A 23,357-nucleotide genomic window follows, 5' to 3' on the forward strand; every position below is an offset into this window, starting at 1 on the left:
CGTTGCGGTTAGAGGTTGAGCGTCAGTCGGCCGTAGTAGTACGCGCCGTTTGAGCCTTGCTGATTGTTTGAATAGAGGTAGAAACCCCGGTTTTCGGCGCGCAGCATCTCGGGGTATTGGTCGAGAATGTTGCTACCGCCGATCGAGAGTTTCAGGTTGTTCGAGAGCGCATAGCCTACGCTCAGGTCGAAAACCGTTTGCGGGGCGAACGACTGATCGTAGTAATTGCCTTTGTCGTCGGTCGATATTGATCGCTCCGTTACTGAGCCGAAATAGGTGCCGCGCAGCATCAGATCGAATTTATTGACGTGGTACATCACCGACCCGATCAGTTTGGTGCGGGGCGTGCCCGTTTCGAACTGCCCAATCACGTCGCGGCTCAGATACTTTTCCACGACCTGATCCGGCGTGAGGTTGGCCACGTTCAGGTTGAGCGTCTTGCGAGTCAGGATGGTGTTCTTGCTGAAAATAGTGGCCAGGCTGAACGTGAGGTTGCGGTTGCGACCCATGTTGTGGGTGTAGTTGCCGACGGCCTCTAGCCCCTGCGAGCGCACATTGGCCCCGTTGACGAAAAACTGGGCTTCGCCCCCGCCGATCACCTCATTGTAGTTGTTGCCCACTTCCGAAGCGTTGAAATAGCTGGTGCGGAAAATGCGGTTATCCACGTCGATTTGGTAGGCATCGAGCGTAACCTCGAAGCCCGGCAGTGGCTGGTAGGTGAGCCCCAAGCCGTAGGTACGTGAGTTTTCCTGTTGCAGACCCCGAATGCCCAATACCCGGGCGGCGGTGCTGTTGGTTGGGTACGTGGTCACGTCGAGCGGCTGCGGAATCCCGTTGGCGTCGGGTACGAAGGCTGTGGCCGTGTGCGTGTAGTTCAGTTCCTGCAACGACGGCGCCCGGAAACCGGTAGCAATCGAGCCACGGATCGTCAGGGTTTTGGTGAGCAGGTAGCGGGCGGCCAGTTTACCGATCGAGACCCCGCCAAAGTCGGAGTAGTTTTCGAACCGCACAGCTCCGGCCACCAGAAACTTCCGGGTCAGTTCCAGTTCGGCGTCGAGGTAGGCGGCTATCGTGGTGCGGTATTCGTTACGCTCATTTTTCGGCCCGAAACCGGCAAAGCACTGGCAGTTTGACGACAGCGATTTAACCACCACCTGCTGACCGGCATTTACTGAGATGGGGTTGCCCTTGGCGTCGACAATCGGCTGGCTGCTGGCGTCCTGTAGCGGCTTTCCGTCGGGGCCGACGAGCAGGCCATTCTGCGCCACGGTGAGCGTACCGGCGTCGCCGTAGGTATAGCTCTCATCCTGCCCGCGCATGATCTTGTAATTCTCGACCCGCATTTCGGCCCCGAACGCGATGTTCAGCCCCCCCATGATGTCTTTGAAGTAGCGCGAAAAATCGAGGTTGGTCGAGTTCTGGGTAAACTCGTGCGTACCCAGATACATGTTGACCGGCGAGTTGGAGCCGTACGAAGCGTTCATGGTGTTGACCATGCCCAGCCGCATGCTGTTACTGCCGTAGGTGTTGCTGAAATCGACGCTGAACTCGCCCACCCGGCTCCGAATGCCCGTGGTGTTGGAAATATCCGAGGTGTTGGAGGTCATCTGCGGACGGAAGCCGTTCGGATAGAGCAGGTAGTTGAACCGGTCGGTCTGCGAGGGGCGGCGGTAGTAGCACGAGTAGCCGCGCAGGTATTTGTACGACGCTCCGCCAAAACTGTAAATCGTGGTGGTCGGGTTGATATCATACCCGGCGTTGTAAAACGTGCTGCCCATCGTGATACCCGGCATCCCGGCGTACACCGCGAAATCGGCGCGGCTTAGGCCCCGGGCGGTTAGCAGGCCATCTTCTGTTTGCAGAGCGGCCGTTAGCGCCGTATTGCCCGTCGCCTGCGCGTTGATCAGCTCGGGATTGGTAATGACGGGTTTGCCGAATTTATCGGTGCGCAGGTTGCTCAGGTACGTCTTGTCGTAGATCTCCCAGTCGTTGACGAACGGACGCAGCGTAGGCCGGCGTTGCGTCACCTGACCCGATACGTTGAAGAAGCCTTTGTCGCCAATTTTAAAGCCATAATTGGCGTCGAACTGGTAGTTGAAGCCGTCGGGTTTGCCTGCTTTGGTGAGGTCGCCCGCACTGCCGCCCGAGTTCTGGTAACCGCCGCCCGTCAGGTTGGCCGTGAGTTTGTTGGTGCCTTTTTTCAGGATGATATTCACCACCCCCGCCACGGCATCGGAGCCATACTGCGCTGCGGCCCCGTCGCGCAGAATCTCGACCCGGTCGATAGCCGCCGCCGGGATCGTCATCAGGTCCACGGAGGTCGATGGGCTACCCACCGCCGTGCCCGTAATCAGCAGGGCCGAGGTGTGCCGCCGCTTGCCGTTGATGAGTACCAGAATCTGGTTAGGCGCCATGTTGCGCAACTGCACCGGATCGACGTGCGAGTCGAGGTCGCCGCCTTGTGAGCGTACGGCGTTGAAGCTCGGCGCTACGTAGGCGAGCATCTGCGCCAGATCGATCTGCGGCAGGTTGCCCATAATGTCCTTGATCGAAATCACGTCGACTGGTACGGGCGTTTCCAGCGTGGTTCGCCCCACGTTTCGTGTGCCCGTTACGACGAGTTCGTTGAACAGGCTCACTTCATCGTCGAGCGACACCGAAATTGTGGTGTTGGCTCCCACCGGCACTTCCTTCGATTTGAAGCCGATGAAGCTCACAATCAGCACATCGGTTGGGCTGGCTTCCAGCGAAAACTCGCCAAGGTTATTGGTGATGGCGCCTTTGCGCGAATTGCCCTTGATCAGGACGTTGACGCCTTGCAACGGCTCTGCCTGAGCACCCGTTACCACTTCGCCCGTAATACGTTTGGCTTGTGCCAGTGACGGTATAATGGGCAGGAGCAACAGCAAGACGACAAGCAGGACAAAAACCGAAATAACAGTACGATCAGGTTGTATACGTTTCATCATCAGACGAATATGTGTGTAAGAAGTCGACAAGATTGCGTACAGATACAGTATGCAGATGGCCAAAAAGCAAAGGGCCATTGCCAGAGGGTCGGCACGGATATGGTGCCGGCAAAGCAGTCAGTAGCGTGATTACGAAAGGGAAGCAGGCATAGACAAGTCGATTTTTGTTTGGGTTAGTACAACATTGGGTAAGCATCGATCAACTAGAACGCAAAAGGCAAAGCCATGCCTGACAGCCGGTTCGACGGCTTACGCAGGAGACAGGATGAGTGGCTAAAGGATGCGACAGACTACCCCCGAAACGGGCAATAGCAGTCGGCGGGACCCGAATTCATCAGCGCGCTAAACGAAGGCTAGCGGTAGGCTGAGAATGTGTGTGATTTGTTGTACTTGATCAAATATACCAACGATTATATCGCTGTCAAGAGCGAATGCAGAATATTATGTTACTTTATTGATATAATTAAAAATAAAATAGTTTTTTGTCAATTTTGAGTAGAAATTACTTGTAAATCAGCCGGTTCAAGCCTGTAAGGGCTGGGCGCCCCCGTTCAAGACCTTACAGGTTTTGCAGTGCCTTACTGATCGAGTTTTTCGCGCAGGTCGACCATAAATTCCCGGATTTCGCGGAGGCGGTCGAGTAGCTTTTGACTCTCGTGTTGGGCCGTTTGTTTCTTGTTGATGTATTCTCGCGCTCCCTGTAATTTGAATCCCCGATTCTCGACCAGATCCAGGATTTCGCGCAGGTGGTCGATCTCGGCTTTGGTGTAAATACGGTCGCCGGAACGGTTCTTTTTGGGGCTGAGCGTCGGGAATTCCTTCTCGTAATAGCGCAGCTTCGATATGTTCACGTTAAACATATCGGCCACTTCCCGAACGCTGTAGTACCGCTTTTCGCCCGTATCCATGCTGGTGGTTGGTGAGTTGTTGTTAGTCATTAGTTGCCTTGTGACCAATACCCTCCCGCGAAAATAGCGTAATTTTGCGGGACCCGGAGGGGGGGAGAAACGTTTGACGTTCATAGTTTAAAGTTTGACGTTAGGTGTCCAAACGATGAAATGGCACAACATTTAACGGTAAACGACAAACGTAAAACGCCACAAAAAGCCCCCTTCAAAGGCTTTTTGTGTCTATGACTTCTTCCGAAATACGCCGCCAGTTTCTGGACTTCTTCCGCAGCAAAGGGCATTTGATTGTGCCGTCGGCTCCGTTGGTTGCCAAAAATGACCCCACCCTGATGTTCAATAACTCGGGGATGGCTCAGTTTAAAGACTTCTTCCTGGGTAATGGAACGCCTCCGGCCCCCCGCGTAGCCGATACGCAGAAATGCCTGCGTGTGTCGGGTAAGCACAACGACCTCGAAGATGTCGGGTTCGATACCTACCACCACACCATGTTCGAGATGCTCGGCAACTGGTCGTTTGGTGATTACTTCAAAAAAGAAGCACTCGAATGGTCGTGGGAACTGCTCACGGGCGTCTACAAGCTGCCGAAAGACCGCATCTACGTGTCGGTGTTCAAAGGCGACGAAGCAGACGGTGTACCCTTCGATCAGGAAGCATGGGACATCTGGAAAGGCATTCTCGGTAGCGAAGACCACATCATTCTTGGTAATAAGAAGGACAACTTCTGGGAAATGGGCGCCACCGGCCCCTGCGGTCCCTGCTCAGAGATCCACATCGATTTGCGCGCGCCCGAGGAAGTGGCGAAACAGTCGGGTAAAGAGCTGGTCAACGCCGATCACCCACAGGTTGTCGAGATCTGGAACAACGTATTTATGCAGTTCAACCGGAAGGCCGACGGCTCGCTGGAAGGACTACCCGCCCGCCACGTCGATACGGGCATGGGTTTCGAGCGGCTTTGCATGGCCATTCAGGGCAAGCAGAGCAATTACGATACCGACGTGTTCTCGGGCACGATCAACCTGATCGAGCAACTGTCGGGACGTACCTACACGGGGCAAATGGATAAATCGGACGTGGCCATGCGCGTTATCGCCGACCACATCCGGGCCGTGAGTTTTGCTATCGCCGACGGGCTGGTGCCGAGCAACGCCAAGGCTGGGTACGTGATTCGCCGGATTCTGCGCCGCGCCATCCGCTACGGCTATTCGTACCTGGGTTTCATGGAGCCGTTTATGACCAAGCTGGTGCCCCTGCTGGCCGATCAGTTTGCCGACGTGTTCCCCGAACTAAAAGCGCAGCAGGAGTTCGTCGCCACCGTGATTCGGGAAGAAGAAATCGCCTTCCTGCGCACGCTGGGCACCGGTCTGACGCGCCTGGATCAGATCATCGGGCAACTGACGGGCGAAGGCAAAACCGAAATCCCCGGCGAGACGGTGTTCGAACTGAACGATACCTTCGGTTTCCCCGCTGACTTGACGGCCCTGATTGCCCGCGAGCAGCACCTGCAAATTGATGAAGAAGGGTTCAAAGCCGCTCTGGCGCAGCAGAAAGCCCGGTCGCGCAAAGACGCGGCCTCGTCGGCTGGCGACTGGGTTGAGTTGCAGGATATTGATAAAGTCGAGTTTGTAGGTTACGACGAAACCGAAGCCTACGCCCAGATCGTGAAGTACCGCCGCATGCAGAATAAGCAGGGCACGCAGGTGCAAATTGTGCTCGACCGCACGCCGTTTTATGCTGAATCGGGTGGGCAGATTGGCGATACAGGTACGTTGGAATTGTTCCAGGAAAACACGCCCAAAGCCACACTGACGGTGCTGGATACGCGGAAAGAAAACGACCTGAGCATTCACCTCGTAGCCGACCGCCCTGACCTTGATGAGCTGTTACAGTCGGCCGATCTGGTGTTTGCCAAAATCGACACGCACCGTCGTGAACTGACCGAAGACAACCACTCGGCCACGCACCTGTTGCACTCGGCCCTGCGCGAAGTGTTGGGAACGCACGTGGCACAGAAAGGGTCATACGTGGGGCCCGATGCGCTTCGCTTCGACTTTAGTCACTTCGGCAAAATGACCGACGAGGAAATAGGCCGCGTCGAAACCATCGTCAACGAGAAAATCCGGCAGAATATCCCGCTCGATGAGAAACGGAACGTACCCATCGAGCAAGCGCGGGCGATGGGGGCGACGGCCCTGTTCGGCGAGAAATACGGCGATTTCGTCCGTGTCATCACCTTCGACCCCAACTACTCGGTCGAGCTTTGCGGCGGTACCCACGTACCTGCTACGGGTCAGATCGGCCTGTTCAAGCTGACGTCGGAAGGGTCGGTATCGACGGGCGTGCGGCGGATCGAAGCCAAAACGTCGGAAGGCGCGCTGGCCCTGCTGAATAAGCAGGAAGCCACCCTTAACGCGTTGAAAGACCTGCTGAAAGCGCCGAAAGATGTGATGAAAGCGGTGCAGTCGCTCATCGACGAGCGCAACGCGCTTCAGAAAAAAGTGGAGGCACTGGAGAACGAGAAGGTACAACAACTGAAAGAGCAACTGCTCGCCAAAGTCGAAGCCGTAAATGGACACAGCGTGGTCGTCGAGCGGGTGAACGTACCCAGCGCCGAAGCCCTGAAACAGCTGGCCTATGACCTGAAAGCCAAGGTCGATAACCTCGCTCTGGTGCTGGGTGCCGACATCAACGGCAAACCCCAACTCGCCGTAATGCTGCCCGATAGCCTCATCAGCGGCCGTGGCCTCAACGCCGGGCAGGTGGTGAAAGATCTCGCCAAAAACATCAAAGGCGGGGGTGGTGGTCAACCCTTCTTCGCCACAGCCGGCGGCTCCGATGCCTCCGGCCTCGACGCCGCCCTGGCCCAGGGACGCGAGTTGCTGGGGTAAGGATTTTACCCTGTTTCCCCAAACCGATAAGGTCTCGAATAAACCACCTTATCGGTCTGTTTCGCGAAAAGGCCCTTTACCTGGAAGCCACGTTCAGGTAAAGGGCTTTTTCGCGAAACAGGGGCTCTGATAGGTAGAGTTGGTTTATTACAAACCTTTGTCTGTTCAGTGAGTTAGTGCAAAAACAGCAACCGCCATGCGAGCAATACTACGAACGGTTTTCTTACTGATCTGGAGTGCTTTCCTGCTTGGCTGCGGGACTGACTACTCGATTTTGTCCGACAAAGTGCCCCCGCAACAGAAACCACAACCCGAAAAAGAACCGGAGAAAACGCTGAAGGGCTATCGCATCAAACGAATCGTATACGAAGGCGATTGGGCTGCAGGAGCTACTACCGAGTTTACGTACGGCAGCAACGGAAAAGTAAATCAGGCTACTTACGTTGGGCAGGATGTTGGACGGGGTGCACCGAAAGGATTATTTGTCTACAACGCCGGTAACCAGCTTTTAACCTATACCTATCGCTATCCGTATGTTGATAGCCAGGGTATGTCGGGTGAGCGTACGGCTTTCAGCTATCGTCCTCAAAGCAGCGGTTCGGGTGGGACAACGGTAGAGATTCTTTCTGCACAAACTGATTTCATGAAGTCAGATGGTACGTATCAGTTACTAAAGCATACCACATCAACACTGGTCAACGGTCTGGTCAGCACGGTACGGACCGAAGCCACCACCGCGGGGTCGGCAGCTACAATCGATCAGTACACGATTGAGTCCGGAAATTTAACGGCCATAAGAGCAGTCAGTGGGCCAGATCAGATCGAAAACTTTACGTTCGACGATAAACCCAATCCGTTTTACGGCCTGTTTGGCCCCGATGTTACGCCTGTGCGTCGCTACAGCCGCAACAACGTTACTGAAGCTACGGTCAGGTATTCTAGCGGTAGCGTACGAACGTACACGATCAGTTATACCTACAACGAGCACGGATTGCCGATCACAGCGCAAACCTCCAATACCTCGTCGCGCATACTGTTCGAGTACGAAGCTTACTAACGGTTAACACGTCAACCAGGTACGTTCAGTTTGTTGGACAGGATGCAACCAGGCTTACCTCTCCAACAAACTGAACGTACCTGACTGGGTATCGACATTGTATTGGCGGGGCACGCCCGTCGCCAGTTCAATTTGCTCAATGCCTTTCGGGGTGATGCCTTCCAGCCTCATCAGTAATGCCCGTAGGCTGTTCCCGTGAGCCACGACCAGCACATTCTTACCGGCTTGCAGCTGAGGTAAAATTGTTGACTCGAAGTAAGGAACCACCCGATGATACGTATCGGCGAGGCTCTCGCCGCCGGGTGGCTGATCGGCATAACCCCGCCGCCACCGGAAGAGTTGATCGGCCCCAAAACGCTCAGCGACATCCAGCTTATTCAAGCCCTGTAATTGCCCATACATGCGCTCGTTTAGGGCCTCGCTCCGTTCCACCGGGAGATCTGTCTGGCCGGTTGTCTGCAAAATAATCGACATGGTTTCGATAGCCCGCCGGAGTACCGACGTGAACCCGATCTGAAAGCGATCGGATTTAAGCAGGATTCCGGCCTGCTGGGCCTCATGCCTGCCCAGATCAGTCAATGGGGTATCGATGGTGCCCGTAAACCGGTTCTCTACGTTATACTGCGATTGACCGTGGCGGACGATGACGAGTAGTGCCATACTAGCGAATGGCTTACTGCGCCGCTATCCGCCAGATGCGGTTACTCGAATCGTCGGTGACGAGCAGGGAGCCATCGGGCATGGTGAATGCACCTACCGGACGGCCATACACATCCTGTCCATCGTTTTTGGCGACGAATCCCGTCAGGAAATCTTCGGGTTGGCCGGGTTTACCATTTGCGAATGGAACAAAGACAACCTTATAACCCGAGAGGCTAGACCGGTTCCAGGAGCCGTGCTGGGCCACGAAGGCACCATTATGGTACTTGGCCGGAAACTTGGTCTGGTCGTAAAACGTGAGGCCAAGCGAGGCGGTGTGCGCCCCCAGCGGTACGTCGGGCACAATCGCCTTTTTAACCGATGAGGGGCTTTCACCCGCCCGGCGCGGATCTTCGATTTGCCCGTAGTAGCTAAACGGCCAGCCGTAAAAACCGCCTTCCTGCACACTCGTCAGGTAGTCGGGTACCAGGCCGTCACCCAGTTCATCGCGTTCGTTGACGGCCGCGTAAAGTTTGTTGGTGCCCGGCTGCCAGTCGATCCCCACGGGGTTGCGCAGCCCACTGGCGTAAACTCGTTCGCCCGACCCATCAGGGTTAATTTCCAGGATGTTTGCCCGGCGCATCTCATGTTCGATACCGTGCTCGCCCACGTTGCTGCCCGATCCGACCGACACGTAAATCTTCTTACCGCCGGGGCCAGCCAGCAGGTTGCGGGTCCAGTGGTTGTTGTAGCCGCCGGCGGGCAGTTTCAGGATGGTATCGGGTTTGCTACCCGCCGCCAGTTTCACCGCGCCCGGTGTATAAGGAAAACGCAGCAGAGCGTCGGTATTGGCCACATAGAAATGGTTGCCCATCACCAGCATGCCGAAAGGCTGGTTGAGGCCTGTCAGAAATACCGATCGCTGATCGGGCTTGCCGTCGCCGTTGGTGTCGCGCAGTAGTGTGATGCGGTTGGCGCTGGCGTCGAATCGTTGCGAACTGGCCTGCCCAATTACTGTTGCCGCTGTTTTCTTAATGCCTTTCTTCTCAGTGTTGGATTCTGATACGAACACGTCGCCGTTGGGAGCGATGTAGACCCAACGTGGATTGATTAGGTCACGGGCATATTCGGTGACCGTAAAGCCAGCCGGCGCAACAGGTACCTGCCCGTCGGGCCAGCCAATCACCTTGCTGAATGTCATTGCCGATTTGGTAGCGTAGGGCGCGGGCAGTTCGAGCGGACCAATGGCTGTCTCGACGGTGGTCGGACTGGTGTTGGTGCTCTTATCGCTATTGTCTTCTTTTTTCTGCGAACAGGCCGCCAGCAGACAAAGGCCTAGCAATAAGGATAGTTTGTTATGGGTAATCATAAATCGTTGAGTGTAAGACGTAAACTGTGCAGGCGATTGGTTGCCTGCCAGAGGAGATAACCCGCCCGCCGGTAGTTTGGTTATGTGCCAGCCTTTCGCCGAAACCAGTCGCTGCCAGATTGGCCAGCCATTTGGTCCAGGAAAGCGTACTTCGAGCCGCTACAAACGCTTAATTGGTTTCTGACCGGCAGCTCGCCCCTGGCTTCAGAAGCAGCCCTAATATTCTTTTCCCTGGTATGAATTCTATCTACTCCACACAAACCGACCGACGTACCTATCTTTTTCCCGCCCTGTTCATCACCATTACGGTACTTGAAATCCTAGGCGATATGCAGGGTGTCCGCTGGCTACACTATGGCTGCAAGCCGCTCATTATGGCCTCATTGCTGGGCTACAGCCAACTGGGTACGTCCCGTCGGCCATCGGCGTGGCTGGGTGTCGGGATGGTTTTTGCTCTGCTGGGTGACGTCTTTCTGATGATCCGGGAAGTAGATCTGTTTGCGATTGGATTGGGGGCTTTTCTGGTGATGCAGCTGTGTTACAGTATGGCGTTTTGGCAGTCGATTCGTCGGCCAACAATCCGGTTTGTTCGCCTGCGTTGGCAACAGGCAATACCGTTCGCCCTTTATCTCATAGGGTTTCTGGTTGTGCTCTACCCCGCTTTTTCGGGTAACGCTGACCGGCAACTGCTCTGGTGGCCGGTAGTTGTTTACGCCCTTTGCCTCTGCACCATGGGCTTTCTGGCCAGTCAGCGTGGAAAGAGGGCCGGCGCTGGCTGGGTGACGATCGGCGCTTTGCTCTTTATATTGTCTGACTCGGCCATAGCAGTCAACAAATTTATGGTGCCTATACCCGGCGCTCCGCTACTCGTCATGAGTACCTATGCGGCGGCTCAATACCTGATCGTACTTGGTATGCTGCGGTCATAAACGCACCCGATCCAAGTATATTTAATCTACGTCTGCTATAGAATTAATTACGTAAGAGGCTTACTAACAACCTCATACAGACTCCTTCAGGCCTGACTGCGTCCGTTGACACAGTTCAGTTTAGCGAACGTACATTTCCTCGGCTATATTTGTCGATGCTTCTGTACCGTAGCCAGCCAATTATGCGCTAAAAGGCTTGCTTTGTTGCGCTTTTTAGGACAGCATCGTTCGTTACGTGTGTCGAAGCCACTCAACGCTAATCCCGCTTTTATATACCTCTTTGATGGGTCTGTAAACGCAGATAAAAAAGTGGCAGGGACCAACTACCCGTAATTGCATGCTGTTTAATTCGCTCCATTTTTTACTTTTTTTCACGCTCGTAACCCTGCTGTTTTTCAGTTTGTCGGGGCGGAAGCGCGTGGGGCTCTTATTGCTGGCGAGCTGCTATTTCTACGCGGCTTACATTCCGGCCTACTTGCTCATTCTGTTTCTGGTCATCGCGATCGACTATCAGGCGGGGCTCTGGATCGAGGCCTCCGAAGGAAAAAAACGACGAAACTGGCTGATTGGTAGCCTGGTGGCCAATGTGGCACTGCTGGCCTTTTTCAAGTACTACGATTTTGCCAACGATAACATCACGTACCTGCTCGAACGGATTGGGTATGTGAATCCCCTGCCGTCGCTGTCGTTGCTGGCACCGGGAATTGTGCTGCCCATTGGCCTATCATTTCACACATTCCAGTCGATGAGTTACACCATTGAGGTGTATCGGGGCAACCAGAAGGCCGAACGGAGCCTGGCCCATTATGCGCTGTATGTGCTGTTTTATCCGCAACTGGTGGCGGGGCCCATCGAACGGCCGCAGAACGTGTTGCCTCAATTGCATGACCTGCCCGGATTTAACTGGGCGCGGGTGCGGTCGGGGTTACTGATGATGGCCGGGGGCATGTTCAAAAAAGTGGTCATTGCCGACCGGCTGGCACTGCTTGTTGATCCGGCGTTTGCGCATGTCGATAACTCCAACGGCACCTCACTATTGATTGCCGCCGTCGCTTATTCGATTCAGATCTATTGCGACTTCTCGGGCTACTCCGACATTGCTATTGGGGCGGGGCGTGTTATGGGGGTGCGCATGATGGAAAACTTCCGGACGCCCTATCTGGCTACGTCGGTTACCGACTTCTGGCGGCGCTGGCATATTTCGCTGTCGACCTGGTTTCGGGATTATGTCTACATCCCGCTGGGTGGCAACCGGAAGTCGCCTGCCCGAACGTACCTGAACACACTTACTATTTTTGGCTTGAGTGGCCTTTGGCACGGTGCTAGCTGGAAGTTTGTCTTCTGGGGTCTGTTGCACGGGTTTATGCTCATTATTGAACAGAGTTGGCGGCGGTATCGGCGCGACAAACAAGCTCGACTGGCCAACGTACCCGAGGCGGAATACGCGCTGCAAGGTGCCCCGATGACATTTATTGCTCCGATTCTGACGTTTGCCTTCGTTACGCTGGCCTGGATCTTCTTCAGAGCCAATTCGTTTGCTGATGCCGGGCTGATTATCAGGAAGATCGCCACGGATCATCAGGAGCCAATTCAGGTGGCATTGAGCCAGACTGAGTTATTGTTTGCCGGTGGACTTGTGTTGTTGCTGCGCTTCGAGCCCTACTGGATTCAACTCGTAGACAAAGTGACTACGCGCGTATTCTGGATTGCCTTTCCGTTGTTGGCCGCGGTCTGTTATTTCTTCGGCGTCTTTACCAGCAATCAGTTTATTTATTTCCAATTCTGATTTGTCGATGCTTTTACAAATCAGTTAGTAACCTGCCTCTTTCGTCATTATGCGTTCATTTGCCTTACGTTGGATTGGTATCAGTATCGTCTCACTAATCGTTATGGTGAGCTTCACCCCGTCGTGGGAACGGGCGCTGGCGCGGCGCGGTTGGATCGCCGATCAATACCAGTTTGGTGATTTATACAACATGACCAATGTGGCGCGGTTTAAGGAGCAGGGGTTCCATGTGACCGATCAGCTTGACTCGGCCGATCTGCCCGACATTAAACAGGCGGGTGTGCACCTATACACCATTGGCGATAGCTTCACTGACATCGATACATCTTTTTACCCGGCGGAGAAAAATGTGCATGTCTGGATCGGCAACGGGCGGCAGACGATCAAACTTGATTCGACCAAACGGAATATTCTGGTTATCCAAATCATCGAACGGGTGTTGCAGGAGCGATTCCTCGATCAGTCGTGGCAACTGTATACCACCAACGCACTGGTTGATTCGAGCCGTGTTAAGCCGCCCGTGGCCAAGCCCACAAGCTGGGTTAGTAACCTGCTAAACACCCGGTTTGGCTCCGATCTGAACAGCCGCTTGGAGTTCATGCTGTTCAACAACAAGCTGGCGTTGAAAGCGAAGGAATGTAAGGCCGGGTTTATGCTCGACTGGTTTGATCGCACCTCCGGCGCCCGTTTGTCGGCCAATAAACAGCATGCGTTTTATGACTCTGAAGTTGACACCACCAAGGTGCTCAGTTCGTTTCGCCACATTAAGGAACAGGATATCAATGCGGTGGTAAAACGCCTGAACTACGTGACAGCCTATTATCGGAAACTAGGCTTCCAGGAAGTGTATCTCACATTAATTCCGAACAAGTCGACTGTATTGGCACCAACATTGGGCGTGTACAATCACCAGATTGAGCGGATCGAGCGCCATCCTGATCTGCAACCCACCGTAATCAGCACGATCAACACGATTCGGCAACACCCCAATTGGTACCACCTCGGCGATGGCCACTGGACCAGAGAGGGCCGCCGTTATTGGATGGGCATCGTCAATAACCTGGTCAGAACGACTCCCTGCCTTATGGCTGATATGGGAACGACAGCGGGTCAGGATAAACAAACGGGTAGGCAGTAGCCCGCGTCAGTTTGTCGCCGTTGATGCGCTTGAACGGCAGCGGTTTTTCGGGCGTAACGAACATAGGTGCTGCATAGCCAAACGCGGCGCAGCTCTGTCGATAAACGGCCTCGCGGGTTGGGTGCTGCGGGGCGACGGCGTTGAACGTACCCACGATCCTTTTCTCGATCACGGCCGACAGAAGCCCCACGGCATCGACCTGATGCAGGTAGTTGACTGGCAACGTACCTGAGTCGACGGTGCGCCCGGCAACGTACTTACCCGGAATGCGCGCGCCACCCATCAGCCCTGCACAGCGAACTACCGTGACGGCGCGTTCGGGGGCCAACGCGAGCCAGTATTGCTCGGCTGTTGCCAGAGCTGGCGCTGCCGACTGAACGGGCGATTGCACATCTTCTTCATACACATCGCGGTTCAGTTCAGGGTAGACAGACGTTGAACTGACGTAGATAACATGCCGAATACGCGACGAACGAACAGCCTCGGCCAGCAAACGCATTTGCTCGGGGTGGTGCTGATCGCCAAATTGCCCGGCGCGGGGCGGTACGTTCACCACCAGCACATCCGCGTCTAGTAGCGTCGCCAGGTTGCCGTCGGGGGCGGGTGAGAGCCGCAGTTCGACCGCGTTGATGCCTTTCTGGCGTAACAAGGCAGCCTTTTCGGGCGTAGTCGTACTACCTAAAATCGAATAGCCGAGTGTCAGCAAGCGCTCAGCAAGAGGCAGTCCCAGCCAGCCGAGCCCAATAATACTGCAGGTACGTGTCGAAGCGTTAGCCATGAACTTAGTCGCGAAAAAATCGGATGAAGTAAAGAACTCAACTTGTAAAAACGGACTCTTTTCAGCCCCAAGCCCCATTTACCGGCAATTTCGGGCTCTTTGCCTCGATTGTGCGCATAGGCCTGCCGTGTGGCGTAACTTTTCGCCTTCATTGCCTCGTATGAACCGCCGTATTGCCCTGTTCCTGATCCACCTGCTGGGATGCCTGCTCTTTCTGTCGCTGCCGTATCTGTTTGCCGACAATGGGTTTGCCAAACTGGCTGAATTACCGACCAACCCCCACGAACGGCGCAATCTGCTGTCGTATGGGCTGACGGTCGCCTTCTTCTATGCCAATTACTATTACCTGATTCCCCGGCTTTTTGTCGAACGCCATTACGGGCTTTACGCCGTAAGCGTGGTGGGCTCGTTTCTCCTGATTCAGACGGCGCTGTCGGTGGTAAATCAGGGAGGCGGATTACCGCAACCTGTTGACGCGCCTGCCGGTGAAACAAGATTCCCTCCGCCGCCACCTCATGGCCATACTGGCAGCCCGCCCTTTCCCAACGATGGTCGGCCTGTTCCACCGCCCGGCTCCGCTGCCCCATTGCCCAATGGTCGGCCACACCCACCGGGGCTTCCGCCCGAAATCAGTCAGACGTTTTTCCTCTTTCTGGCAGGCTTGCTACTGTCGTTGGCTATCCGGATCAACAACCGCTGGCGCGAAACGGAGCGTGAACGCATCCGAACCGAACTGCTTTACCTGAAGGCGCAGATCAACCCGCATTTCCTGTTCAATACGCTCAACAGTATTTATTCGCTGGCGATTGAGCAGTCGCCGTCGACGGCCGACGCTGTGGTGCAGCTGTCGTCGTTTCTGCGCTACGTCATTACCGAAGGGCGGCAGGATCGCGTGGCGCTGAGCCACGAACTGGCTTATATCGGCCACTACATCGCCCTGCAACGGCTTCGGATGGTCGATACAGTGCAGGTTTCATACAAGGCCCCGACGGCCGTCAACGGCTACCAGATTGCGCCGCTGCTGTTGATTTCGTTCATCGAAAATGCCTTCAAATACGGCGTCAGCCCGCAGGAACCATCGCGTATCGACATTAGGATCGAGGTCGTTACGGGCGGGCAGCTACACCTGAAGGTTTCGAATCAGAAAGTACGCGTGGCCGACCCGACGGCCGTGGGCAGCGGCATTGGCCTGAGCAACACCAAAGCCCGCCTGCAACTGCTCTACCCCGGCCGCCACGAGTTGGTGATTCGTGATGAACCCGATACGTTTGCTGTCGAACTTGACATCAGCCTGTTATGATCCGTGCGATTGCGCTCGACGACGAACCGCTTGCCCTGCGTGTGCTGACCCATTTTTGTGGGCAAACCCCGTTCATTGATCTGCGGAAGACCTTTACCCGCACCGATGAAGCACAGCGCTATCTGGTTGGCGAAGGGGCCGAATTGCTCTTCTTGGACATCAACATGCCGTTTATGATCGGTACGGATTTTTACCGGACAATTCAGGCCGAAACGGGCACGGCGCCGATGGTCATTTTCACCACCGCCTACGCCGAATACGCCGTCGAAGGGTTTACGCTCAACGCCGTCGATTACCTGCTCAAGCCGTTTACGTTCGAGCGGTTTACGCAGGCCGTAACCAAGGCCAATGACTATTATCACTGGCAGCAACGTACCCAGACCAACGTACCTAGCCAACCCGCCGATGAGTACCTCTTCGTTCGGGCCGATTATACGGTCTATAAGGTGGCGCTGACCGATATTGTGCTGATCGAGGGGCTAGACGATTACCTCAAAATTTACCTCGCTTCGGAGCCTCGCCCCATTGTGGCCCGGATGACCATGAAAGCCTTACTCGACAAGCTGCCCGACAGCCAGTTTGTCCGGGTGCATCGTTCGTTTATTGTGCCGTTCAGCCGAATTGAGGGCATTCGGAATAAAACCATCCGGCTGGCCGGGCGTGACATTCCGGTTGGTGCCAGCTACGAAGCGGCGCTGATGAGCCGTTTCCGGGCCTGACCGGCCATTTACCGACACAATCCGTTTGTTTACCGCTAAGTGAGCGTGCCCTGCAACGGTGGGGGGCAAGGGCTGCGTTATAGGTGTATATACACGAAAAACTGGTTAACGCACCCGCTTATGTTTGGTCTGGGCACTTCCGAAATCATGCTTATCCTGGCAGTTATGCTGCTCTTTTTTGGTTCGAAAAAACTGCCTGATCTGGCGCGTGGGCTTGGGAAAAGCATCCGCGAGTTCAAAGACGCTACGCAGAACATTCAGTCAACGATCAACGACGCAACCATCCGGTAAACACCCTCATTTCAGCTGTCAACTTAACTCTTTATGGAACGTAACGAATTTTTAAAGCGCGGTTTCGGTAGCCTGATCGGCCTCGCCGCTGTAGCCCCCGCCATTGTTGCCTGCAAAGACACGTCGTCGGTCGATCCGGTAACTACCACCACGGGCAGTTCCACTTCCGGTGGCTCCACCAACGGTAGCTCGGCCAGCAATTGCACGGTAACACCTTCCGAAACCGAAGGGCCGTTTCCGACTAAATTACCGGCCAATTTTGTTCGGAAAGACATCCGCGATGGCCGCACCGGCATCGTCACGACGATGAACATCACCGTCAAAAATACCAACGCCAGTTGTGCTGCGCTGGCGGGTGCGCTGGTCGACGTATGGCACTGCGACAAAGACGGCTACTACTCGGAATACGGCGGCACCGGCATGCAAAGTGTCAACTTCCAGAGCGTAGATTTCCTGCGCGGCCGCCAGACCACCGACGCCAACGGGCTGGTAAGCTTCACCACGATCTTCCCCGGCTGGTACTCGGGGCGAGCGCCACACGTTCACGTGCACATCTACAATGCATCGGGCAAATCGCTGCTGGTAACCCAGATTGCCTTCCCCTACGACGTGACCAACACAGTCTACACGACGGCCTCGTCGCAGGGCTACACCAAAGGGGCACAGGATACACTCAACGAGCGCGACAATGTCTTCAGCGATGGCTTCACCACCGAGCTTGCCACGCTGTCGGGCAGTGTATCAGCGGGGTATACGCTGACCCACACCATCGTGGTTAGCGCATAGACGCTACACGGCCGTATCGACCCAAACACTCATATTCTGGAGCGTAGCCGGGCCAAACTGGGTCACAAAGGCCACATCCGCCGCATCGCGACCATAGGCAACCGTAATCCGGTTGCCTTTTGGCGTTGTTTGGGTGGCATCAAACGTAAACCACCGCCCATCTACGTAGGCCTCGAACCAGGCGTGGAGGTCCATCGGTTTCAGCTCATGCAGGTAGCCCACTACCATCCGGGCTGGGATGTTCAGGCTGCGGCAAAGCGAAATGCCGAGGTGGGTAAAATCGCGGCAAACGCCAATGCGTTTTTGCAATGTTTCCAGAGCTGAGGTTGTGGCGTCGCTGGTGCCGTACTGGTACGTCAGGTTGGTGTTGATCCAGTGGCGAATGGCTTCGGCCTGATCGTAACCCGGTTCCACACCCTCGATAATCGAACTGGCCTGCTGACCAATCTCGGGCTGATCGGCGGGGCAGTAGCGGCTGGGCAGCAAGAAGTGCAGCACGTCGTCGGGCAGATCCTGCACCAGTGTGAGTGGCGCCCCCGCCAGTACGTCAATGGCATCGTCGGTCTGCACGACCGTCTGGGTACGTACCTGAAGCGGCCCGGCGGGGGCCATCAGGCGTTGGCATAGGTTACCATACAGGTCCGTAAATTCGGTGACGGGTACCGGCGGCACGATGGTGTATTCTTCGCTGATGACCCACTGCCCCGCCCCCGACCGCGGGCGTAACATCAGGACCATAGGCGTTTCAGCCTCTACATCGAACTGTAAATCGCAGCCAGCCGATAGTTTCATAGCGTTTTTTGGGGAGTGAATGGAACGAACCACATCAAAGGTAACAACTGTGGTCAACTTGATGTAACCGAAAAATGTTAGCGTCTGTAGCCTTATTTAGTATATTGGGCTACAAAAAACGAATTCCGACTAGCCATGTGGTTGCGTTACACCTCATCAATCTGCCTAATCTTACTTTTTGCCGGTGCACTCTCGCTGAACGCGTGGGCGCAAGAGCCTATTTATCAGTCGTTTGAAATCGACTCGGTAGCTATGCCGCGGGGTGGCCCACCGATGCTCAATCTATTTTTGAAAACGCACCTCAATAAGCCATTCATGGCGCGCGTTGCCAACGCGACGGGGCGGGTTACGATCAAAGGCGTTGTTGAAACCGACGGTCGCCTTTCCGACGTGCAAATCCTGCGCGGCCTGCGCCCCGATTGCGATCAGGAAGCCATTCGGGTGATGCGCCACGCCAACTTCTGGCGTCCGGCACTAAAAAACGGCAAACCAGTCCGGCAGGCGGTGACGTACCCGGTTACGTTTCAGGCCAATGCGCCCGTCTATTACGCCCAGGGTAACTCGATACTCTATTACAAAGACACTGGCGAATCGGCCGACCCCGCTACTGCCGAGCGAGTGATCCTTGTCCCCATCGATACAACCACCGGCCTTCCCACCGGCGATCTGCGCATCTGTAAAGTCAATAAGGGTGTACCCGGTAAGGAGTTAGGCCGCTTTCCGTTTGAGCGCATTTACTCCGAATCGGAAGACATGGACTCGACGATTAGGATTGGGCACAAACAGCCCGACGGTGACTGGATCGGCACGATCTACACGCTGCGACTGGATGGGAGTCTGCTGAAAACCGAATCGGCCGACCGGAATGACAGCCCGACCATCCACTATCATCGGAATGGACAGGTGGCTTTTCAGGAAGACAATACGACGAGGAGCCGCGTGTCATATTTTCCCAGCGGACTAATAAAACAAACGCAGCAGTGGGTTGCCTATGACCCGAAGGATAAGATGATGGGCGCGTATCGGGTCGACATGGAGTGGGATAGCACCGGTCGGCAACTGGTGAAAGATGGAAACGGCCACTCGATCAATCATAAGTGGGTGGCTTCCTCGCAGGATAAGAACGAACAAACCCTGCTGACCGAAGAGGGCGATTACCTGGATGGCTTTCAGCATGGTGTCTGGAAAGGACATACGGCCGACGGCGCTTACCAGTACGAAGAGCGTTACGAGCAGGGCAAGTGCCTGGGTGGGGTGACTACCATCAACGGAGAAACTACGACCTATAAGGAAGCCATAAAGAACCCTGAATTTGTGGGTGGATTACCCAAAATGTATGAGTTTCTGGCGCAAAATATAACGTACCCAGTCGACGCGCAGCGAGCGAAGATTACGGGTAAAGTGTTCATCGGATTCACCGTCTGTACGGACGGGTCGCTATGCGATTTCAAGCTACTGCGGGGCGTGCACAGGTCGTTAGACCAGGAAGCATTGCGGGTCGCCAAGCGCATGAACATGAAATGGAAACCAGGTAGCCTGCGGGGTAAACCCGTCCGCGTAAAATACAACCTGCCCGTTTCGTTTCTGATGGAATAAGGTGTGGGGACCAGATAGGTGCTCCTATCACACACGATCACTGTGGCGTGATTCGGTACTTGTAGATAGGGCCCTTCGTACCACCAACCTGTACCTCGCCATGTCCACGCCCTGCTTTGCTATCGATCGTAAAGCGAACATAAAGGATATCGACCGGGTAAAGCGTATAAGGCTGCTGTTGACTATGGTCACTGACCAACTGGGTTTTAGGACCCGCACTCAACGTAACCGCTGCACCTTCCCGTTCGACCAATGCTCGTGTATGTGGCGTTTTATACTGGAAACCCAGGTTCCCGATAAACTCAATAGAGCCGTCAACATTGTAATCGGCGACTGGAGACACATAGTTCGTTTGTTCGTCGGGCGCTCCTGGTCCATACAGGAACAACTCTAATGGCTTCACAGTTTGAGCATCTGCGTCGTAAAGAATCTGACTGGATAAGGTCATCGACTGGCCATTGATAGAAAAAGGAATCTCCAGCCTGATCGTGGCTGACTGTCCTCTGCTTGCTTCTTCCCGCACGTCATGACGGCTAAGTGTGTCGGTAGCGTGGGGGGATAAAGCGGGCCCGCGGTCAGAATGGTTCTGGTTAACAGCCAATGGCGCAGCGCTTTTGGCCTGAAATGGGGCCATCGTCAGCAGAAATAGTACTGGCAGCATAAGCGCTGGTTTGCATAAAGGACCGTTGAGCACGACTAGGAGAGGTTTGGTAGACGGATGTGATAACCTGAATAAGTATGTTTTACTCAAAATAACGGCACTTGAGGTATCTGTATTTTTATGAAGAGACCATTTGCCTTGTTTTTGTTTACGTAAACTCAGCATCCATCCTCGCGCCGTTTCGCGTACTTTTGCGGCATCAAAACCGTCAACATGTCGCTGAAAACCGTTCCGCTCGACGCCGTTCATCGGGCGTTGGGAGCCAAGATTGTTCCCTTCGCGGGCTACGAAATGCCCGTTCGTTACACCTCTGATCTCGACGAACACAACACCGTCCGCAACGCCGTCGGTATCTTCGACGTCTCGCACATGGGCGAGTTCATCCTGAAAGGCGAGGGTGCGCTCGACCTCATTCAGCGCGTGTCGGCCAACGACGCGAGCGCGCTCTACGATGGCAAGGTGCAGTATTCATACCTGCCCAACGATCGTGGCGGGGCCGTCGACGACCTGCTCGTGTACCGGATTTCGGCCACCGAATACATGCTCGTGGTTAACGCCTCGAACATCGAAAAAGACTGGAACTGGATCAGCCAGTACGCTGCCGAGTATGACCGGCCCGGCGCCCCGCTGGAGATGGTCAACGTTTCCGACGACATGTGTCTTTTCGCCGTGCAGGGGCCGTTGGCCGCCAAGGCCCTGCAACCCCTGACCAACGCCCTGCTCGACTCGATGAGCTACTACACCTTCGAGAAAACCGATTTTGCCGGGATGGCCAACGTGATCGTATCGGCAACGGGCTACACGGGAGCAGGTGGCTTTGAAATCTACGTATCCAATCATCAGGCCGAAGCCGTCTGGAACGCCATTCTGGAAGCGGGTAAGCCCTACGGCATCAAGCCCATCGGCCTTGGCGCGCGCGATACCCTCCGCCTTGAAGCCGGTTTCTGCCTCTATGGCAACGACATCACCGACGACATCTCGCCGCTCGAAGCCGGGCTGGGCTGGGTTACCAAATTTACCACTGGGTCGGGACCGCACGATTTCGTGAATGCTCCCGCCCTGAAAGCACAGAAAGAGGCTGGTCTGACGCGCAAACTGGTTGGTTTTTCGATGATCGACCGGGGTATTCCGCGCAGTCATTACGAACTCTGCACCGCCGACGGAACGGTGGTGGGCGAGGTCACCTCCGGCACGCAGTCGCCGACGCTGGGCAAGGGCATTGGCATGGGCTACGTACCCACTGACCTGAGTAAACCCGGCACCGAAATCTTCGTGAAAGTTCGCGACAAACTCCTGAAAGCCGAAGTCGTCAAAATGCCATTTATTAAGAAATAAAAACGGGAACGCAAAGGCGCGAAGGTTGACGCGAAGGGCGCAAAGCTTTTTGACTAAATCCTTTGCGTTCTTCGCGTTAACCTTCGCGCCTTTGCGTTAAAAACTATTTATGAATAACCTTGACGTTTGCTTAACGCCTGATTTACTGCATCTTCACACCGTTGATAACACCATTGTCGTGGTGGCTGATGTGTTCCGGGCGACGAGCTGCATGGTAACGGCCTTTGCCTATGGCGTAGGCAGCATTATTCCCGTCGCTACGGTCGATGAGTGCCGCGACCTGCAACAGCGGGGCTATCTGGCCGCCGCCGAACGCAACGCCCGCACCGTCGAAGGCTTCGACCTCGATAACTCGCCGTTCAGCTATATGGACGAGCGGTTGCAGGGTGCCGACATTGCCATGACCACCACCAACGGCACGCTCGCCATCACCAAGTCGCGGTCGGCGGTGAAAGTGCTGGTCGGGTCGTTCCTGAATCTGGAAGCCGTGGCCCGTTACCTACGTACCCAGCCTTACGACGTGCTCGTGCTGTGTGCAGGCTGGAAAGGGCGCGTGAACCTCGAAGATACCCTCTTCGCCGGGGCCCTCGCCGACCGGCTTCGCGACGAATACGCGCTGAACGAAGACGGTGCTCTGATGGCCCATCGCCTCTACGTCGACGGCAAAGACAACCTGATCAACTACTTGGCCAATGCCTCGCACATCCGGCGGTTGCAGCGGCTGGGTATCCAGAAAGACATTGCCTACTGCCTACAACACGATCTGTACGACGTCGTGCCCGTCCTTCGCGGCAGCTCACTCGTGCGGATGGATGTGTAAAAAGCGGTTTACTGTTTTCTGTTCGCTGTCTTCTGTTTACAGGCGGAACTAACAGTGAACAGAAAACAGTGAACAGAAAACAGTGAACAGATGACGTTTTCCGAACTCCATACGTACCTGGCCGAACGCTTCGCGGTCGAGGCTGTCACGGCCAATTTTCAGCCCTATCTGACCGTGCAGGCTGATGAACTGGTGGCGCTGTGCCAGTTTCTGCGGAACGACGAACGCCTGTTCTTCGACCTGCTCGCCTGCGTAACGGCCATCGATAACGGGCCCGAGAAGAACACGATGGAAGTCGTTTACAACTTGACGTCGATCCCGTACGGACACGACCTGATGCTGAAGCTGACCGTTCCGCGTCAGAATCCGGCGGATGCGCACGGCCTGCCCAACGTACCCAGCCTGTCGGGCGTGTGGCGCACTGCCGACTGGCATGAGCGCGAAGCCTTCGATCTGGTCGGTATTCATTTCACGGGCCACCCCGACCTGCGCCGTATTCTGCTCCCAACTGACTGGGAAGGGCACCCGCTCCGCACCGACTATCAGGAGCCCGACCGGTACCACGGTATTTCGACCAAATAATGACTGCCCCTTATCGC

At 55.3% G+C, this 23,357-nt stretch carries 20 protein-coding genes; 13 read left to right on the forward strand and 7 right to left on the reverse strand.

The features are described from left to right. Positions 1-8 precede the first annotated feature (8 nt). Both ACAW74_RS20800 and ACAW74_RS20805 read right to left on the reverse strand, forming a co-directional pair. Entirely contained in the window at positions 9-2,969 is a 2,961-nt protein-coding gene (locus ACAW74_RS20800) for a TonB-dependent receptor (protein ID WP_370700157.1), read from the reverse strand. A 578-nt stretch (positions 2,970-3,547) separates the two neighbouring features. After that, positions 3,548-3,907, reverse strand: a complete 360-nt coding sequence (locus ACAW74_RS20805) for a MerR family transcriptional regulator (RefSeq protein WP_370700158.1) — start codon at positions 3,905-3,907, stop codon at positions 3,548-3,550. A gap of 194 nt (positions 3,908-4,101) precedes the next feature. On the opposite strand from ACAW74_RS20805, the gene alaS reads away from it, so the two are divergent. Both alaS and ACAW74_RS20815 read left to right on the forward strand, forming a co-directional pair. After that, positions 4,102-6,762, forward strand: a complete 2,661-nt coding sequence (gene alaS / locus ACAW74_RS20810; protein WP_370700159.1) for an alanine--tRNA ligase — start codon at positions 4,102-4,104, stop codon at positions 6,760-6,762. 196 nt (positions 6,763-6,958) lie between these two features. Next, positions 6,959-7,819, forward strand: coding sequence for a hypothetical protein (locus ACAW74_RS20815; RefSeq protein ID WP_370700160.1), 861 nt, complete (start codon positions 6,959-6,961; stop codon positions 7,817-7,819). A gap of 54 nt (positions 7,820-7,873) precedes the next feature. Here ACAW74_RS20815 and ACAW74_RS20820 read toward each other — a convergent pair whose 3' ends face one another. Together ACAW74_RS20820 and ACAW74_RS20825 are read right to left on the reverse strand one after the other, a co-directional pair. Beyond that, positions 7,874-8,479, reverse strand: a complete 606-nt coding sequence (locus ACAW74_RS20820; RefSeq protein ID WP_370700161.1) for a 2,3-bisphosphoglycerate-dependent phosphoglycerate mutase — start codon at positions 8,477-8,479, stop codon at positions 7,874-7,876. A gap of 13 nt (positions 8,480-8,492) precedes the next feature. Beyond that, entirely contained in the window at positions 8,493-9,827 is a 1,335-nt protein-coding gene (locus tag ACAW74_RS20825) for a PQQ-dependent sugar dehydrogenase (RefSeq protein WP_370700162.1), read from the reverse strand. Positions 9,828-10,063: 236 nt separating this feature from the next. On the opposite strand from ACAW74_RS20825, the gene ACAW74_RS20830 reads away from it, so the two are divergent. The 3 genes from ACAW74_RS20830 to ACAW74_RS20840 all read left to right on the forward strand — a co-directional run bounded on the left by ACAW74_RS20830 (position 10,064) and on the right by ACAW74_RS20840 (position 13,680). Then, positions 10,064-10,756, forward strand: coding sequence for a lysoplasmalogenase (locus ACAW74_RS20830; protein ID WP_370700163.1), 693 nt, complete (start codon positions 10,064-10,066; stop codon positions 10,754-10,756). 337 nt (positions 10,757-11,093) lie between these two features. Next, positions 11,094-12,542, forward strand: coding sequence for an MBOAT family O-acyltransferase (locus tag ACAW74_RS20835; protein ID WP_370700164.1), 1,449 nt, complete (start codon positions 11,094-11,096; stop codon positions 12,540-12,542). Between the two features lie 49 nt (positions 12,543-12,591). Further along, the gene (locus ACAW74_RS20840; protein ID WP_370700165.1) at positions 12,592-13,680 is read left to right on the forward strand and encodes a hypothetical protein; all 1,089 of its coding nucleotides are present in this window, start codon (positions 12,592-12,594) and stop codon (positions 13,678-13,680) included. Here ACAW74_RS20840 and ACAW74_RS20845 read toward each other — a convergent pair. Continuing rightward, positions 13,625-14,458: a Rossmann-fold NAD(P)-binding domain-containing protein gene (locus ACAW74_RS20845; protein ID WP_370700166.1), complete on the reverse strand. Its 834-nt coding sequence runs from the start codon at positions 14,456-14,458 to the stop codon at positions 13,625-13,627. The two genes, ACAW74_RS20840 and ACAW74_RS20845, sit on opposite strands and share 56 nt — an antisense overlap. Before the next feature lie 160 nt (positions 14,459-14,618). Here ACAW74_RS20845 and ACAW74_RS20850 point away from each other — a divergent pair, with 160 nt between their 5' ends. From ACAW74_RS20850 to ACAW74_RS20865, 4 genes are all read left to right on the forward strand, one after another. Further along, positions 14,619-15,758, forward strand: a complete 1,140-nt coding sequence (locus tag ACAW74_RS20850; RefSeq protein WP_370700167.1) for a sensor histidine kinase — start codon at positions 14,619-14,621, stop codon at positions 15,756-15,758. Further along, positions 15,755-16,477: a LytR/AlgR family response regulator transcription factor gene (locus ACAW74_RS20855; RefSeq protein ID WP_370700168.1), complete on the forward strand. Its 723-nt coding sequence runs from the start codon at positions 15,755-15,757 to the stop codon at positions 16,475-16,477. The genes ACAW74_RS20850 and ACAW74_RS20855 overlap by 4 nt, the downstream gene beginning before the upstream one ends. A gap of 120 nt (positions 16,478-16,597) precedes the next feature. Further along, positions 16,598-16,768 carry a twin-arginine translocase TatA/TatE family subunit gene (gene tatA / locus ACAW74_RS20860; protein ID WP_370700169.1) on the forward strand — a complete coding sequence of 57 codons (171 nt, stop codon included), beginning with the start codon at positions 16,598-16,600 and terminating at the stop codon, positions 16,766-16,768. A gap of 33 nt (positions 16,769-16,801) precedes the next feature. Further along, positions 16,802-17,554: a dioxygenase family protein gene (locus tag ACAW74_RS20865; RefSeq protein WP_370700171.1), complete on the forward strand. Its 753-nt coding sequence runs from the start codon at positions 16,802-16,804 to the stop codon at positions 17,552-17,554. Positions 17,555-17,557: 3 nt separating this feature from the next. Here ACAW74_RS20865 and ACAW74_RS20870 read toward each other — a convergent pair whose 3' ends face one another. Beyond that, positions 17,558-18,346: a transglutaminase-like domain-containing protein gene (locus tag ACAW74_RS20870; RefSeq protein WP_370700172.1), complete on the reverse strand. Its 789-nt coding sequence runs from the start codon at positions 18,344-18,346 to the stop codon at positions 17,558-17,560. Positions 18,347-18,481: 135 nt separating this feature from the next. On the opposite strand from ACAW74_RS20870, the gene ACAW74_RS20875 reads away from it, so the two are divergent. After that, positions 18,482-19,942 (forward strand): TonB family protein, encoded by a 1,461-nt coding sequence (locus ACAW74_RS20875; protein ID WP_370700173.1) that lies wholly within the window; start codon positions 18,482-18,484, stop codon positions 19,940-19,942. A 37-nt stretch (positions 19,943-19,979) separates the two neighbouring features. Here ACAW74_RS20875 and ACAW74_RS20880 read toward each other — a convergent pair whose 3' ends face one another. Then, positions 19,980-20,852: a hypothetical protein gene (locus ACAW74_RS20880; RefSeq protein ID WP_370700174.1), complete on the reverse strand. Its 873-nt coding sequence runs from the start codon at positions 20,850-20,852 to the stop codon at positions 19,980-19,982. Here ACAW74_RS20880 and gcvT point away from each other — a divergent pair. The 3 genes from gcvT (at position 20,817) to ACAW74_RS20895 (ending at position 23,340) form a co-directional block, all read left to right on the forward strand. Further along, entirely contained in the window at positions 20,817-21,938 is a 1,122-nt protein-coding gene (gcvT, locus tag ACAW74_RS20885; RefSeq protein WP_370700175.1) for a glycine cleavage system aminomethyltransferase GcvT, read from the forward strand. The two genes, ACAW74_RS20880 and gcvT, sit on opposite strands and share 36 nt — an antisense overlap. 109 nt (positions 21,939-22,047) lie before the next feature. After that, the gene (locus tag ACAW74_RS20890) at positions 22,048-22,758 is read left to right on the forward strand and encodes a 2-phosphosulfolactate phosphatase (RefSeq protein WP_370700176.1); all 711 of its coding nucleotides are present in this window, start codon (positions 22,048-22,050) and stop codon (positions 22,756-22,758) included. 90 nt (positions 22,759-22,848) lie between these two features. Continuing rightward, a complete protein-coding gene (locus tag ACAW74_RS20895) occupies positions 22,849-23,340 on the forward strand; it encodes an NADH-quinone oxidoreductase subunit C (RefSeq protein ID WP_370700177.1) in 492 nt (163 codons plus the stop codon). Positions 23,341-23,357 lie beyond the last annotated feature (17 nt).

The organism is Fibrella musci (genome assembly GCF_041321105.1).
Lineage (GTDB): Bacteria > Bacteroidota > Bacteroidia > Cytophagales > Spirosomataceae > Fibrella > Fibrella musci.